The sequence below is a fragment of the Hyphomicrobium sp. genome, from assembly GCF_041659645.1.
Lineage (GTDB): Bacteria > Pseudomonadota > Alphaproteobacteria > Rhizobiales > Hyphomicrobiaceae > Hyphomicrobium_B.
In genome coordinates, this window is record NZ_JBAZXX010000003.1 from 18,163 (window position 1) to 32,085 (window position 13,923).

Annotated in this window: 11 protein-coding genes; 3 read left to right on the forward strand and 8 right to left on the reverse strand. The window is 61.5% G+C overall.

From position 1 onward, the window contains the following. Positions 1-110: 110 nt before the first annotated feature. A complete protein-coding gene (locus WC811_RS09945) occupies positions 111-398 on the forward strand; it encodes a hypothetical protein (protein WP_372643811.1) in 288 nt (95 codons plus the stop codon). Between the two features lie 225 nt (positions 399-623). Here the strand turns inward: WC811_RS09945 and aspS are convergent, their stop codons facing one another. Next, positions 624-2,417 (reverse strand): aspartate--tRNA ligase, encoded by a 1,794-nt coding sequence (aspS, locus tag WC811_RS09950; RefSeq protein WP_372645749.1) that lies wholly within the window; start codon positions 2,415-2,417, stop codon positions 624-626. 263 nt (positions 2,418-2,680) lie between these two features. On the opposite strand from aspS, the gene rnd reads away from it, so the two are divergent. Further along, positions 2,681-3,841: a ribonuclease D gene (rnd, locus tag WC811_RS09955; RefSeq protein WP_372643814.1), complete on the forward strand. Its 1,161-nt coding sequence runs from the start codon at positions 2,681-2,683 to the stop codon at positions 3,839-3,841. A gap of 148 nt (positions 3,842-3,989) precedes the next feature. Here the strand turns inward: rnd and WC811_RS09960 are convergent, their stop codons facing one another. The 7 genes from WC811_RS09960 to WC811_RS09990 all read right to left on the reverse strand — a co-directional run bounded on the left by WC811_RS09960 (position 3,990) and on the right by WC811_RS09990 (position 12,550). Further along, on the reverse strand, positions 3,990-4,931 hold the full coding sequence (locus tag WC811_RS09960) for a DnaJ C-terminal domain-containing protein (RefSeq protein WP_372643817.1): 942 nt from the start codon (positions 4,929-4,931) through the stop codon (positions 3,990-3,992). A gap of 77 nt (positions 4,932-5,008) precedes the next feature. Then, positions 5,009-6,544 (reverse strand): exopolyphosphatase, encoded by a 1,536-nt coding sequence (locus WC811_RS09965; protein ID WP_372643820.1) that lies wholly within the window; start codon positions 6,542-6,544, stop codon positions 5,009-5,011. A gap of 14 nt (positions 6,545-6,558) precedes the next feature. After that, positions 6,559-8,727 (reverse strand): RNA degradosome polyphosphate kinase, encoded by a 2,169-nt coding sequence (locus WC811_RS09970; protein ID WP_372643822.1) that lies wholly within the window; start codon positions 8,725-8,727, stop codon positions 6,559-6,561. 96 nt (positions 8,728-8,823) lie between these two features. Then, on the reverse strand, positions 8,824-9,498 hold the full coding sequence (locus WC811_RS09975; protein ID WP_372643825.1) for a DnaA ATPase domain-containing protein: 675 nt from the start codon (positions 9,496-9,498) through the stop codon (positions 8,824-8,826). Beyond that, a complete protein-coding gene (locus tag WC811_RS09980; protein ID WP_372643828.1) occupies positions 9,495-10,592 on the reverse strand; it encodes an AI-2E family transporter in 1,098 nt (365 codons plus the stop codon). The genes WC811_RS09975 and WC811_RS09980 overlap by 4 nt, the downstream gene beginning before the upstream one ends. A 54-nt stretch (positions 10,593-10,646) precedes the next feature. Further along, positions 10,647-11,201 carry a CDP-alcohol phosphatidyltransferase family protein gene (locus WC811_RS09985; RefSeq protein WP_372643831.1) on the reverse strand — a complete coding sequence of 185 codons (555 nt, stop codon included), beginning with the start codon at positions 11,199-11,201 and terminating at the stop codon, positions 10,647-10,649. 212 nt (positions 11,202-11,413) lie between these two features. Beyond that, positions 11,414-12,550 (reverse strand): DUF2066 domain-containing protein, encoded by a 1,137-nt coding sequence (locus WC811_RS09990; protein WP_372643835.1) that lies wholly within the window; start codon positions 12,548-12,550, stop codon positions 11,414-11,416. 224 nt (positions 12,551-12,774) lie between these two features. Here WC811_RS09990 and purM point away from each other — a divergent pair, with 224 nt between their 5' ends. After that, positions 12,775-13,911 (forward strand): phosphoribosylformylglycinamidine cyclo-ligase, encoded by a 1,137-nt coding sequence (gene purM, locus WC811_RS09995; RefSeq protein WP_372643838.1) that lies wholly within the window; start codon positions 12,775-12,777, stop codon positions 13,909-13,911. The last annotated feature ends 12 nt before the right edge of the window (positions 13,912-13,923 follow it).

Genomic DNA, 13,923 nt, shown 5'->3' on the forward strand with positions numbered 1-13,923 from the left:
CGATATTAGCGATCTGAAGCACGGGGAGTTGTGTGGCGGTGAGCGGGCGCACTGTCTATCTCAGAATCATCAGAGGCGGCATGTGCGCCGCGCATCCTAATGGAGTTTACATGACCCGCATAATGTTAATCGCATTGGCTGCAACCGGTATGGCGCTTCCGGCTTATGCCGATGAAACCTCGACAAATAATGGAGCGACGGCGGCGTCCGTTAGCGCCGAGCTTGCGAACGCTGCGAACGCCCAGCAGGCGCGCGTTCAGCTTGCGCATCAAGGTTATACCGGCATTTCTCCGCTCTACCGTGGCGAGCAGGGCCATTGGGTCGGCACGGCCATCAAGGATGGCAAGACGGTGATCGTCGCAGTGCTGCTGCCTCAGGCTCCCAATCTTACGAACTAAAACACTTGCGCCGGTTCGTGCCCAGCGAGCCGGCCTAAGCCCGGCGCCCTTCGCGATGAGGGCGCCTTTTTCTTTGTCCGTCATCCTCAATGCGACGCGTGAAGCAACGCGCATTGGGGATCCAGCGTTAAAAGAGCCGAAGGCTCACTATTGCAAAGCGAGTCTTGTGCTGGATCCCCGGCCTTAGACGCGGCTTTTGCCGCGCACGGCCGAGGATGACGTCTATTATTTCTTCTCTGGCGTGGCGACGCGGATGGAGAGTTCGCGCAACTGCTTGGGGGACGCTTCGCTCGGAGCGCCCATCAGCAAATCGGCGGCTTGCTGGTTCATCGGGAAGAGCGCGACTTCGCGGACGGTCTTGCCACCGGTCAACAGCATGACGATGCGTTCAATGCCGGCTGCCATACCGCCGTGCGGAGGCGCGCCGTACTGGAAGGCGCGGAACAAGCCGCCGAAGCGCTGCTCGACGATCTCAGGACCGAGTCCCGCAATGCCGAACGCCTTCACCATCGAATCCGGCTTATGGTTACGGATGCCGCCGGACGCGATCTCATAGCCATTGCAAACGATGTCGTACTGATAGGCCTTGAGCTTCAAGCGATCTTCGGTCGTCGTCGCGGCATCGAGCGCTTCCCCACCGCCTTGCGGCATCGAGAACGGGTTGTGCGAGAAGTCGATCTTCTTCTCTTCCTCGTTCCATTCATAGAACGGGAAATCGACGATCCAAGCGAGCGCGAAGCGATCTTCGTCGATCAGCTTCAGCTCCTGGCCGACGCGGTCGCGTGCGAGCCCAGCGAACTTATAAAAGTTCGCCGGATTGCCGCCGACGAAGAACACGGCGTCGCCGTCCTTCAGGCCGAGCTGAGTCTTGATCGCGACCGCGCGCTCGGGGCCGATGTTCTTGGCAACGGGACCGGCGCCTGCTTCCTCACCGTCACGCCAGAAGATGTAGCCGAGGCCGGGCTGGCCTTCGCCTTGCGCCCAGGAGTTCATGCGGTCACAGAAGGCGCGGCTGCCGCCGGTCGGGGCGGGAATGGCCCAGATGCGGACTTTCGCGTCCTTCTCGATCATCCCAGCGAAGACCTTGAAGCCCGAGCCACTGAAGTGCTCAGTCACGTCGGCCATCTCGATCGGGTTGCGCAGATCGGGCTTGTCGGAGCCGTATTTGGCGATGGCCGTGTCGTAAGGGATGCGCGGCCAGCCCTTCGTTACGGGTTTGGCGCCAGCGAATTCCTCGAACAGCCCCGTTATGACGGGCTCCATCGTGGCGAACACGTCGTCCTGCTCGACGAAGCTCATTTCGACGTCGAGCTGATAGAATTCTCCCGGCAGGCGGTCGGCGCGTGGGTCTTCGTCGCGGAAGCAAGGCGCGATCTGGAAATAGCGGTCGAAGCCCGAGACCATCAAGAGTTGCTTGTACTGCTGCGGCGCCTGCGGCAGGGCATAGAACTTTCCGGCATGAATGCGGCTCGGCACCAGGAAGTCGCGCGCGCCTTCGGGGCTCGACGCCGTCAGGATCGGGGTCGGGAATTCGTTGAAGCCGACCTCGTGCATACGGCGGCGGATTGAACGGGTGATCTCGAGCCGCTTCATGATGACGGCGTGCAGCGACTCGCGGCGGAGATCGAGGAAGCGATATTGCAGACGCAGATCTTCCGGATAGTCGGGCTCGCCGAAGACCGGAACGGGAAGCTCTTTCGCGGCGGAAAGCACTTCGATTTCAGTTGCATAAAGCTCGATCGCGCCGGTCGGGAGATCGGCGTTGGTGGTGCCTTCGGGGCGGTCACGGACCTTACCGTCGACGCGGACGACCCACTCCGAACGCAGCGTCTCGGCCACCTTGAAGGCGGGGCTGTCCGGGTCAGCCACCACCTGCGTCAGACCGTAATGATCGCGGAGGTCGATGAACAGGACACCGCCGTGGTCGCGGACGCGGTGCACCCAGCCCGAAAGGCGCACGTCGGAGCCGACGTCGCCCTTCCGGAGGGCGCCGCAGGTGTGCGAGCGATAACGATGCAGCTTAGCCTCGGCCATTGCCGGAAAACCCTTCGGTCATGTGGGTGAAAATCGCCGCGGAAAAGCGCATGCGGGCGTCCGAAAGTCAAGGTTACCGCCCGACAGATGTACCTGCGGGCTCGAACCGAAGATATTTCGACCATCAAGCCCCGATTCTCCGGCGGTTTTCGGCCGCCCCCGAGGCAAACAGTCACCCAAAAAGCCATGAGCTCCGCGACCAAGCTGATGGCGACAACGCGGAGTCCATGCGCTATAGGCGTTTCCCGATGCGAATGATCACGACTACGTCCGAACTGTCAGCGCTCTGCGAAGTGCTGGCGAAAAGTGAATATGTTGCCGTTGACACCGAATTTCTGCGCGAGCAGACGTTCTGGCCGTTGCTGTGCCTTATCCAGCTCGCGGGGCCGGACGCGGAGGCGGTCGTCGACCCGCTGAGCCCAGGCCTCGACCTGGCGCCATTCTATAAGCTGATGGCCGATAGCTCGGTCATGAAGGTGTTTCACGCGGCCCGGCAAGACATCGAAATCATCTACCTCAAATCGGAAATCGTGCCGACGCCGGTCTTCGATTCACAGGTCGCGGCCATGGTCTGTGGCTACGGCGACAGCATCAGCTACGTAAACCTCGTCAAGAAGACGACGGGCGTCGACCTCGACAAAAGTTCGCGCTTCACCGACTGGAGCCGCCGCCCGCTCTCCGACAAGCAGCTCGATTACGCGCTCGCGGACGTGACGCATCTGCGCGATGTCTACGTGCGCCTGAAGCAAATGCTCGAAACGACCTCCCGCACGCCATGGCTGCAGGAGGAAATGGAAGTTCTCACCAGCCCTTCGACTTACGATGCGAAGCCGGACAACGCCTGGCAGCGTCTTAAGCTGCGCGTCAAGGGCCGCAAATCGCTGGCCGTGCTGATCGAGCTTGCGGCTTGGCGCGAGCGCTTGGCGCAGCAGATGGATGTGCCTCGGGGGCGCGTTCTGCGAGACGATGCGCTTTACGATATCGCCAATCAGCTTCCGGCCAGCGCCGACGCATTGGGCCAGCTCAGGACGCTTTCCGACGGCTTTGCCCGATCGCAACGCGCGAAAGAAATCGTCGACGTCGTGAAAGCGGGCCTCGCGCGCGATCCCAAGACGCTCCCCAAGATCGAGCGCAACGAAGCGCTAACGGCGGAAGCGAGCGCGACACTGGAGCTTCTGAAAGTGCTCCTTAAGGCCGCTGCGGCCGAACATGGCGTGGCACCGCGCATCATCGCCGACAGCGACGATCTCGAGCAGCTCGCAACTTCGGACGAAGCCGATATTCTGGCGCTGCAGGGCTGGCGGCGGACGCTGTTCGGAGACGCGGCGCTGAAGCTCAAGCGCGGCGAACTGGCTCTCACGCTCGTCAACGGCGAAGTCCGCGCCGTGCCGGCGGCGAAGGTGGACTGAGGGTTAGCCTCTCCGTCATGCTGGCGAAGGGCGCCACCCAGGCAATTCTCCGCATAACCAATGTTGCAATTTGACTGGATCCCAGCCTTCGCCGGGATGACGTTTGACGATATGAGCGATGCGGCCTACGCCCGATGGGCCGGCGGATTTACTTCCTTCCGGGGTCGTAGCCGTGCGTCTGTCGCCACTCGGAAAAGAAGTATGAGAGGCTGTCGTCGATATCGGACGGCATGACGATCTTGACGGTGACGAGCTGATCACCGGCGTGCCCGGCTTTTCCACGGGCACCCTTGCCCTTCAGGCGAAAGGTTTTGCCCGAACTCGTGCCCTTTGGGAGCGTCAGCTGTACACGGCCTGTCGGCGTCGGAACTTCGACGCGGCCACCGAGAACGGCTTCGTCGATCGTGATCGGCAGATCGAGCAGAATGTCGTCGCCGTCGCGCTTGAAATCGGGATGCAGGCGAACTTTGATTTCGACCAAGGCGTCGCCCGCCTCGGCTCCCGGATTGACGGCCGTGCCTTTGCCCTTCAAGCGCAACACCTGCCCGTCCGTCACACCCTCGGGGACGCTCAAATCGAGCAGGCCGCCGTCCGGCAGAGTGACCCGCTTCTTGGTGCCTTGAATGGCTTCGAGAAAGTCGATCTCGAGAGAATAGCGGACATCATGGCCCCGCGATGCGGCGCCATGGGCGTCCCGGCGGGTTCCGGCGCCTGCCGCGCCGAAGACGTCCGAAAAGATGTCGGAGAAGCTGAAATCGTCGAAACCGGCGCCTGCGCCCTGGCGGCCCTCAAATCCTCGTGCCCCGGACGCGCCCCTGCGCGCTCCGGCAGCGGCACCGGCACGGCTCCATTGGTGGCGGCGGGGATCACCCTTTGAGTCGATCTCACCAGCGTCGTACTGGCGGCGTTTTTCCGGATCGCTCAGAATATCGTTGGCGGCCGTGATTTTCTTGAAACGCTCTACGGCCCCGGCGTTGTCCGGATTGACGTCCGGATGGCTGGCCTTCGCGAGCTTGCGGAACGCGCTGCGAATTTCATCCTCCGTCGCTCCGCGCGATACGCCGAGAATGTTATAAAGATCTTCCGCCATGGAGGCCGTCATTATCCTGGGAACTTTGGCCGGAGACTATCAGAAATTGCTGCGCCGCAAGCGAGGCGTACTGCCTCTCAACCGCTAATTCGGACTTCCGCCCGCTTCCCGACCAATTCGGCCAAGGCACCGAACCTGCGTCGCAGTCTTTCCCCGTCAAGAGCCGCATAGGCCGGGGGCAGGGTCAAGACGAGAGCGCCATTTTCATAGCTCAAGGGCGTCTGGTCGATAACGCCCGCCATGCCAATCGAGAGCATATGCGCGGCTCGAATCGCCGCGCCCAGTATTTTTGCCCGGCGCTGGACGCGCTTGCTGACAAGGCTTCGCAGGCGTTCGGAGAGAAGGGCGCCGGTATCCTCCGACGTCTCATGCCGGTGAAACACCGACAGCGCGAGGAAAATTCGGCCCTGATGATCGACACCCCCGAGCCCGGCGTGAGCAATGGTGTTGACGCTCTGCTCGCCGCGGTAGTCCGGGTGCGCGCGCCAGCCGACGTCCGACAATAGGCAGGCCGCATGGCGCAGACGGCGCTCGTCGGCCGTTTCTTCGAGAGACGGGTCTGAGAACAGCATGTCCGTCCAGGCGCACAGTTCATAGGCGTGCTCGACGGAGCGTGCTCTCAGGGCGGCGTAATCCTCGCAAAAGCTGATGAGCGGATCGCGGGCGCGCTCGTAGGCGGGCAGAAGACCGTAGATCAGGCCCTCACGGATGCCGAACACCGAGAACACGACCTGTCGCGGCTCCATCTGCCGGAGGAGACGCTCAAGCACGAGAGCGCCGAACGGCAGCACCTCGCGCCGCGCCCGGGCGACACCGGTGATTCCTGGAAGGTCGAACGGCTTCTTCGATTTACGGAACTGCTCGCAGAGGTCGAGGGCTTCCCGCGTCGTCAGCCGATAGCCCTGCATGACGCGCAACGGATAGCCGACGCGATCCATCTGCATCTTGGCCAGCGCGCGCCAGGTGCCGCCGACGGCATAGAATGTCCGCCCGGCGCCGTTGCGGAGCCAAGGCAAACTCGCCAAAGCGCCGTCGATGATCTCCGTCGCACGCTCGATCTTGTTGCCTGTCGTGTCGATGAGGCGCAGGCCGCCGAGGGGCAGCGTCGCGGCGTCATTCAGATGATCCTGCGCCAAGTCGATGAGTTCGAGACTGCCGCCGCCGAGATCGCCCGCGACGCCATCAGCATCGATGAAGCCCATCATGATGCCTTGCGCCGCGAGACGCGCTTCCGTCTCGCCGGACAAGACCTCGATCTTGGCGCCGATGGCCCGCTCGCCGCGTTCGATGAAGTCGCCGCCGTTGTCGGCGTCACGAACGGCTGCGGTGGCGATGACCCTGATATTCTTGACGCTCAGGATATGAGAAATCACCCTGAAGCGCGAAAGCGCCGCGAGCGCGCGTTCGACGGCCTCGGTTCCGAGGCTGCCGGTGGTCGCGACGGAGCGGCCGAGGCCGCAGAGAATCTTCTCGTTGAAGACGGGCGTGGGCGCGCGCACTGCGCCTTCGTAGACGACGAGCCGAACAGAGTTGGAGCCGATATCGACGACGCCGATCGGCTCCATTTCCGCGGTACGCTCATTCGCGCCCGAGAGTTCTTTCCACCGTGTCATTCAAGCTCCCGGCCCTAACCGGGCTGGCGGAAGCGTTGCGGGAAGCTCTCTTTCAGAGACTGTCCGCGACCCGAAAGCGAAGGATTGGTCATGAAATATTTATGGGCATTGAAGGCTTCCTCCCCCGGACCCGGTTGCATCCGGGTCGCGCTGCCGTCGGAGTTGATCCGCCAGCTTTGTTGGTTGTCTTTCAAATTCGCGACCATGATCTGATTGAGCACTTGCTCGTGGACCGTCGGGTTCTGCACCGGCGCCATCGCCTCGACGCGGCGGTCAAGATTGCGTGGCATCATATCGGCGGAGCTGATGTAGACGGCGGCCTTGGGGGAAGGCAAGGCCTCTCCGTTCGCAAAACAGTAAATGCGCGAATGTTCAAGGAAACGGCCGACGATGCTTTTTACGCGGATGTTGCTTGAAAGGCCCGCAATCCCAGGGCGAAGGCAGCACATGCCGCGGACGACGAGGTCGATCGGAACACCGGCGTTGCTGGCGTCATAAAGCGACGAAATGATCTGCGGATCGACCAGGGAGTTCACTTTCCACCAGATTCCCGACGGCTTCCCGGCCTTCTCATTTCGGATTTCTTCCGCGATGTGCGTCATGATGCGGTTGCGGATGCCGTGGGGACTCGCGGCCATGCGCTCAAGCTCGACGGGTTCGCCGTAGCCGGTCACGAAATTCAGAATGCGCGTGACGTCGCGCGCGATCACAGGATCGGTCGTGAACAGCGACAAGTCGGTATACACGCGCGCCGTCTGCGGATGGTAGTTGCCGGTGCCAATATGACAGTAGGTCGTCAGCTCAGTGCCCTCGCGGCGGACAATAATACCGAGCTTGGCGTGGGTCTTCAATTCGGTGAAACCGTACACGACGTGTACGCCCGCACTTTCAAGATCGCGGGCCCAGCGAATGTTCGCGGCTTCGTCGAAGCGAGCCTTCAATTCAACGACGGCCGTCACGGATTTACCGGCTTCGACCGCCTCCTTCAGCGCTTGGATGATCGGGCTATCGCGCGAGGTACGGTAGAGCGTCCATTTGATCGCCATCACGTTCGGGTCGGCGACCGCCTGGCGCAAATACTGAACGACGACGTCGAAGCTTTCATAAGGGTGATGGACGAGGATGTCCTTGTTGCGGACGGCGGCAAAGCAATCGCCGCTGAATTCGCGAATGCGCTCGGGAAAGCGGATCGTGAAGGGCTTGAAGAGGAGGTCCGGGCGGTCGGAGACGATCAGCTGCGAGGTGTCAGCCATCGCCAGGATGCCTTCCTTGACGAAGATGCTTTCATCGCGCACCTCAAGTTCGTCGATGACGAACTTGCGCATCTTTTCGGGCATGCGAGAATCTATTTCGAGCCTGATGACGTTGCCGCGGCGGCGGCGCTTCAACTGGCTCTCGTAAGAGCGCACGAGATCTTCCGCTTCTTCCAGGAATTCGATGTCACTGTCGCGGAGAACGCGGAACGTGCCCTGGCTCTTGATCTCGAATCCGGAAAACAGCTCGGTGAGAAACATGCCGATGACGTTTTCGAGCTGAATGAAGCGCACGTCCTTCGGGTTTTCGGGATCGGTCGCCAAGCGGATGAACCGTTCGAGCGCGCCGGGAATGGGGATAAGACCGTTCATCGTCTTGCCGTCGGAAGGGCGCACCATTTCGACGGCGATCGTCATCGCCTTGTTGAGAATGAACGGGAACGGATGCGCGGGATCGGCTGCTATCGGCGTCAGGATCGGGAAAATCTGGGTCAGGAACAGCTTTTCGAGCCAAGCATGCTGCGGCGGGGTGATATCCTGCGGCTGAAGGACGTGGAGGCCCGCAGTCGCGAGTTCGTCCTTGATCGTTATCCAATTGATCTGCTCGTCGGCAACAAGACCCGTCGCGAACTTATTGATGGCCGCGAGCTGCTGCATCGGCGTCATGCCGTCTTGTGACAACGTCGTGACGCCTGCCCGAATTTGACCGTACACGCCGGCCGCGCGCACCATGTAGAATTCGTCGAGGTTGGCAGCAGCAATCGAAAGAAAGCGTAGGCGTTCGAGCAGCGGGTGTTGCTTGTTGCCCGCCTCTTCAAGAACGCGGCGGTTGAATTGGAGCCAGGACAGCTCGCGATTGTAGAAGCGGTCCGGTCCCTGCGGCACGGACTGAGCGTCTGCCTTGCCACTTCTGCTTTTCACAGTTGCCATATTGAAAAAATGCTCCGAAAGCCGGTCGAGAAATCCATATAGTAGGTTTACACCCAAATGACGAATGGGTGCGCTGCCGTTGATTCATAAGCTGATTCAATAGCCGAGTGCGTCCAGCGTGGCAGCGGCAATCGCGCGCGTCACCCGCCGCTGAAGGACGAGCGCCCGGCGGTCGGCTCCCGCCACGAAGCGCTCGGCCGCCAGCATCGACCGTTCCATGCGCACGATGACATAGTCAACCAGGTGCGGTTCGACGCTCAACTGGCGGTCAGCGAAGAGCTTGACGAGAACGGCGCGCAGAAGCGCGTCGTCGGGCGGATCGATGGTTGCGAGCGGCAAGGCCTTGAGCCGCGACCGAAAGTCCGGAAGAGAAATCGGAAGGTCACCAGGCGCGGTATCGGCCGTCAGCAGAATCTGCAGCCGCTGCTCACGGACGAGGTTCAGGAGATGAAAGAGCGCCGCTTCGTCGGCGACATTCTGGATGTCTTCGATGAGAACCGCGCCGGCGGCGGCGATGCTTGGAACCGCTTCGCGAGAAATTTCGGCGGCGGTGTAAGCCTTCGCCCCGGTCCGAGTCAGCCAGACATTCGCCAGATGGGTCTTGCCGCTGCCTTTCGCGCCGACAATCACCGCGGCGCCGATCGGCCAGTCCGGCCAGCGGTCGACAAGGTTTACGGCGGCAGCATTCGAGTCTGAGACGAGAAAATCTTCAAGTCCCATGGCCGCGCGGTGCGGAAGTTCGAAGACGAGTTGTTCTGGTGTCGTGGTCATGAAACGGATTGATGCTCATCCTTCGGCACGGCTTCTATCTCGCCTTTGTAAACGGACGACGCGAGATAGGTGCGGAGTGCAAAGCGTACGAGCACGCCGATTGCGGCGGAAACCGGCACGGCAACGAGAAGACCAAGAAATCCGAACAGATAGCTAAACGTGAGCAGCGCGAAGATCACCCAGACAGGATGCAGGCCGACTTCGGAACCGATGATATAGGGGCTAAGGATCGCCGACTCGAGCGCCTGACCGCCGAGCAGTATGCCGAGTATGACAAGGATCGGCGTCATCTCGGGCCAATACTGAACGATCGCGAGAAGAACCGCGGCTATCGCCCCGAGAGACCATCCGAACACCGGAATAAAAGCCGCCAGCCCCATGGCGACGCCGACAAGCAATCCGTAATTCAGTCCGGCGAAGCTGAAGCCAGCGGCGTAATAGATCGCGAGCAGGATGCAGACGACGCCTTGTCCGCGGATGAACGCGGAAATGCGCGAGTCAATTTCTCTACCGAGGGCACGGATCTGGGGGGCTTCGTCGCGCGGCAACCAGGAGTCTGCCTTGGCCATGATGTTCGGCCAGTCGAGAAGCACGTAAAAGAAGACGACCGGGGTGACGAGGATGACGGTCACGAAGTTGTAGGCCGCCGAGCCCTGGCTCCAGACGCTTTGCGCCACGCTCGCAAGAAGCGAGGGCACGGCCGTGGTGAAGCTATCGAGGGCATTTCGAACGGTCGTTTCGGCCTCGGGATAGCGCGGACCAAGATTTTCGCGCGCGGTCGTCTCGATCAGTGTCTTCAGCCGCTGGATCGCACCGGGGGCGGTTTCGATCAGCCCAGCCGCCTGCTGAAACAGGATCGGGACGACGAACACCAGCGCTAAGATTATCACGAACGTCGAGCAGGCGAGCAGCAGGGTTGTCGAGATCCAGCGCGGAATTCCGATCCTCCCCATTGCGTCGACAACGGGATTTAGGAAGTAGGCGAGCGTCAGGCCGATGGCGAACGGCAGCAGCGCGGGCGCGATGAGTTGCACGATGTAGGCGAAAAGCAACGCCGTCGCCGTCCAGAACAGCGCGTGGCGCTCAAAATGCATGGATTCAGATCCTCACCCAATAGCCAAGCCCTGCAACAGCATGGCCTCAAATGCTCAGCTTTTCGAGCCGGGAGTTTCGTAATCCGTCATGTGACGCAGCCATACGCGCAAATAAGCAACGAGGGAGGCGACGGTGGTCGCGGCAGCAAGCAGCGTCAGAAGTTGAACCGGCCCCTTCAGCTTCAAGGCGAACGCCTCGTCGGCCAACACGGTTCCGGCGAGAACAATTTGCGCAACGGTGTTCATCTTGCTGATGGCAAGCGGCTTCATCGGCGTCGGATGATCGAGCAGCCATGAAAGGACGACCGCGATGATGATCAGAACGTCGCGAGATACGACAAGGATGACCAGCCAAGACGGCAGCCGCGCCGTGACGCCCAGCGCGATGAAGATGCAGACGATCAGCAGCTTATCCGCGATTGGATCGAGATAAGCCCCCAACTCGGTTTCCCAGTTGAAGCGCTTGGCCAGAAATCCGTCGACCGCGTCGGAGATGCCGGCGACGACGAAGGCCAGAAATGCCGCCTGAAGCTCGCCGGTCAGCAAAAGCCAGAAGACTACGGGTACGAGGATGACTCGACCGAGCGTTATCAGATTTGGAATGCTCACGCCGAATGTGTCCCCGTCTCTCCCTGGATCCTGGCCGTACGCCGTGGCGGTTATCACGGATGGCCAGCCGGCGCGAACCTAACCTTTCGACGTTTACCTCGTCGAGAACATCCTCCTTTGCAGTGCGGCAGAGCAACTGCGGAGAATAGGCGCTGTGCGACGTCCGGGCGATCCAGTGCGTCGCTTTTTCCGCTCTATATTTTCATGTATTTTCAGCGACTTGAGTGAAGCACCCAGCCGTTGGCCGTGTTGATCAGGCTCAGTCCGCGAGTGCCGAGCGCGCTTGAGAGATTTCTCGCGCCCCCCGGATATTTGAGCGAGATATCGGCGCTACCTTCGGAGACCGAGCCGATATTCAGGGCATCGACACCGGGTGTATCGAGAAGTTGCGCACGCATCTGATCCCACTGATTGGAATCGCCGAACTGGGCAGTCAACGTCACGTCCTCGCCGTTTCCGCTCGTCGACGCTTCCCAGACCGGAATATTGGACGACGGCGTCGCTGCTGCTTGCGAAACACCGCTTTTGATTGCCTTCCAGCGGCCCTCGATGATGCCGAGCGACACGACCGCCGCGAGTTGCGAGGCGTAATCGAGATCGCCATCGGAAATCCGATAGGTGCGCTTCAGCAGCAGCCCGCCGATGGCGTCGCTGCCGGCGAGCGTCACGTTCAGCTTCTTGGCCGCGACATCGGGCTCGGCAATAACGAGGACGACTAGGCCCGAACCATATTCGGCCTTTAGCTTCTGCATCGCGCCATCGTCGCCGGAGACGAGCGCGTTGACGGTGTCCGTCTGGATCGATGGTTTGAGATCCTTGACGACGACCGGAGTGATCGTGTGCGTCAGGTCGAGACCCGACCAGGCGCGGTGCCAAAGCCCTCGATCGCCGCTCGCTGCCGGGGGATTGCCCTGCAGCAGCACCGGCACGACCGTCAACAGCGGCGCCTGCTGGTCGACGAACGGGATGTTCTGGCCCGACAGAAGCGAGCGCACGGCGTCCGGCTGGAATGAAAAATCGAGGGTCGCGTAATAAGCCGTCGATGAATTACGTTCCGAACGCACCGAAATACCGGACACGAGGTCTGCGGCTTTGGTCCCCTGTAAGCGCGTGAGTTGCTTATAGGCCGTCACCGGCACGAGGCGCTTCAACAGCGACCGGAAAGCTGCCTGTTGACCGTCGGCAAGAGCCTGTTCCTTGGCGGCGACGGCATTTGCGGCGGTCGCCTCCACCGGGAAGTTCCCAACCGTGTAAGGCGCATCGGTATCGGCAACGGCGGGCGCGACACGAAGGCCCACGACGGCGGTCCAAACCAGAATGGCAATGACGAGGCAGCGGCCCGCGAGCACCGTTAATCCCCCAATTTCTTAAGGACCCTACGAGCCGAGCCCCGGAGGACCACCCACGGAACCAGCCAGCGAGCGCTTCGTTGCTCTCAGGTCCAGTCGCTGCTACGACCCCCATGACGGGTTGGCAATGGGGCAAAAGTGAGTTTAACCGAAGCTTTCCCCGCTGCGATGTTCCAAGGATGCACCCCGGTTGAACCCAACATTGCGAACGACGACGAGGATCGATGTCCGCGGCTGACGAGAATTTACAGAAATCCATCACCTACGCGGACGCGGGTGTCGATATTGACGCAGGAAATGCGCTCGTCGCGGCGATCAAGCCGCTGGCGAAGTCGACGAGCCGGCCTGGCGCCGACGTCGATCTTGGCGGTTTTGGCGGCCTCTTCGATCTGAAGCGGACGGGTTTTCGCGATCCGATCCTGGTTGCGGCGAACGACGGCGTCGGCACGAAGCTCAAGATTGCCATCGACACCGGGCGGCATTCGACCATCGGCATCGACTTGGTAGCGATGTGCGTCAACGATCTCATCGTGCAGGGCGCTGAGCCGCTTTTCTTCCTCGACTATTTCGCGGTCGGAAAGCTCGACGTGCAGGTCGCACGCGAGGTTATCGCCGGTATCGCCGAAGGCTGCAGGGATGCGGGGTGCGCACTCATCGGCGGTGAGACGGCTGAGATGCCCGGAGTTTATAAAAGCGGCGATTACGATCTCGCCGGGTTTTCGGTCGGCGCCGTCGAGCGCGACGAAATTCTGCCGCGCGCCGACATCGCTGTTGGCGACCTTCTGATCGGGCTCAAATCGTCGGGCGTGCATTCGAACGGCTATAGTCTGGTGCGCAAGCTCGTCGAGCACGTGAAACTCGATTGGCATGCGCCGGCGCCCTTCGCGCATTCGCAAAACCAATCGGTGGCCGAAGCGCTGCTGACGCCAACGCGCATCTACGTCAAGCCGCTGTTGACCGCGATCGGCGCGACGGGCGGATCGGGATCGAAAGGTGCCATCAAGGCCCTTTCGCACATCACGGGCGGCGGTCTTTCCGAGAACGTGCCACGCGTGATGCCGAAGGATGTCGCGGCGCGGATCGATCTTTCGTCATTCGACGTGCCGGCGGTTTTTGGGTGGCTGGCAAAGACGGGCAACATCCCGGACGCGGAGCTTCTGCGCACATTCAACTGCGGCATTGGGATGATCGCGGTTGTTTCGAAAGCACGCGCGGGCGACGTCATCGCGGCGTTGACGGCTGCGGGCGAAGAGCCGGTCGTCATCGGCGACGTCATTCCGCCGACGGGCGAAAAATCCGAAGCCAAGGGCAAAGGCGAAGCCTGGGCGGTGAAGTACGAGGGCAAGCTGCGGTTCGCGTGATTGCCGTCGCGG

Excerpts from the sequence above, each read along its gene's own strand:
- WC811_RS09945 (WP_372643811.1), top strand. The coding sequence starts at position 111 with ATGACCCGCATAATGTTAATCGCATTGGCTGCAACCGGTATGGCGCTT.
- rnd (WP_372643814.1), top strand. The coding sequence starts at position 2,681 with ATGCGAATGATCACGACTACGTCCGAACTGTCAGCGCTCTGCGAAGTG.
- WC811_RS09960 (WP_372643817.1), bottom strand. The coding sequence starts at position 4,931 with ATGGCGGAAGATCTTTATAACATTCTCGGCGTATCGCGCGGAGCGACG.
- WC811_RS09965 (WP_372643820.1), bottom strand. The coding sequence starts at position 6,544 with ATGACACGGTGGAAAGAACTCTCGGGCGCGAATGAGCGTACCGCGGAA.
- WC811_RS09970 (WP_372643822.1), bottom strand. The coding sequence starts at position 8,727 with ATGGCAACTGTGAAAAGCAGAAGTGGCAAGGCAGACGCTCAGTCCGTG.
- WC811_RS09975 (WP_372643825.1), bottom strand. The coding sequence starts at position 9,498 with ATGACCACGACACCAGAACAACTCGTCTTCGAACTTCCGCACCGCGCG.
- WC811_RS09980 (WP_372643828.1), bottom strand. The coding sequence starts at position 10,592 with ATGCATTTTGAGCGCCACGCGCTGTTCTGGACGGCGACGGCGTTGCTT.
- purM (WP_372643838.1), top strand. The coding sequence starts at position 12,775 with ATGTCCGCGGCTGACGAGAATTTACAGAAATCCATCACCTACGCGGAC.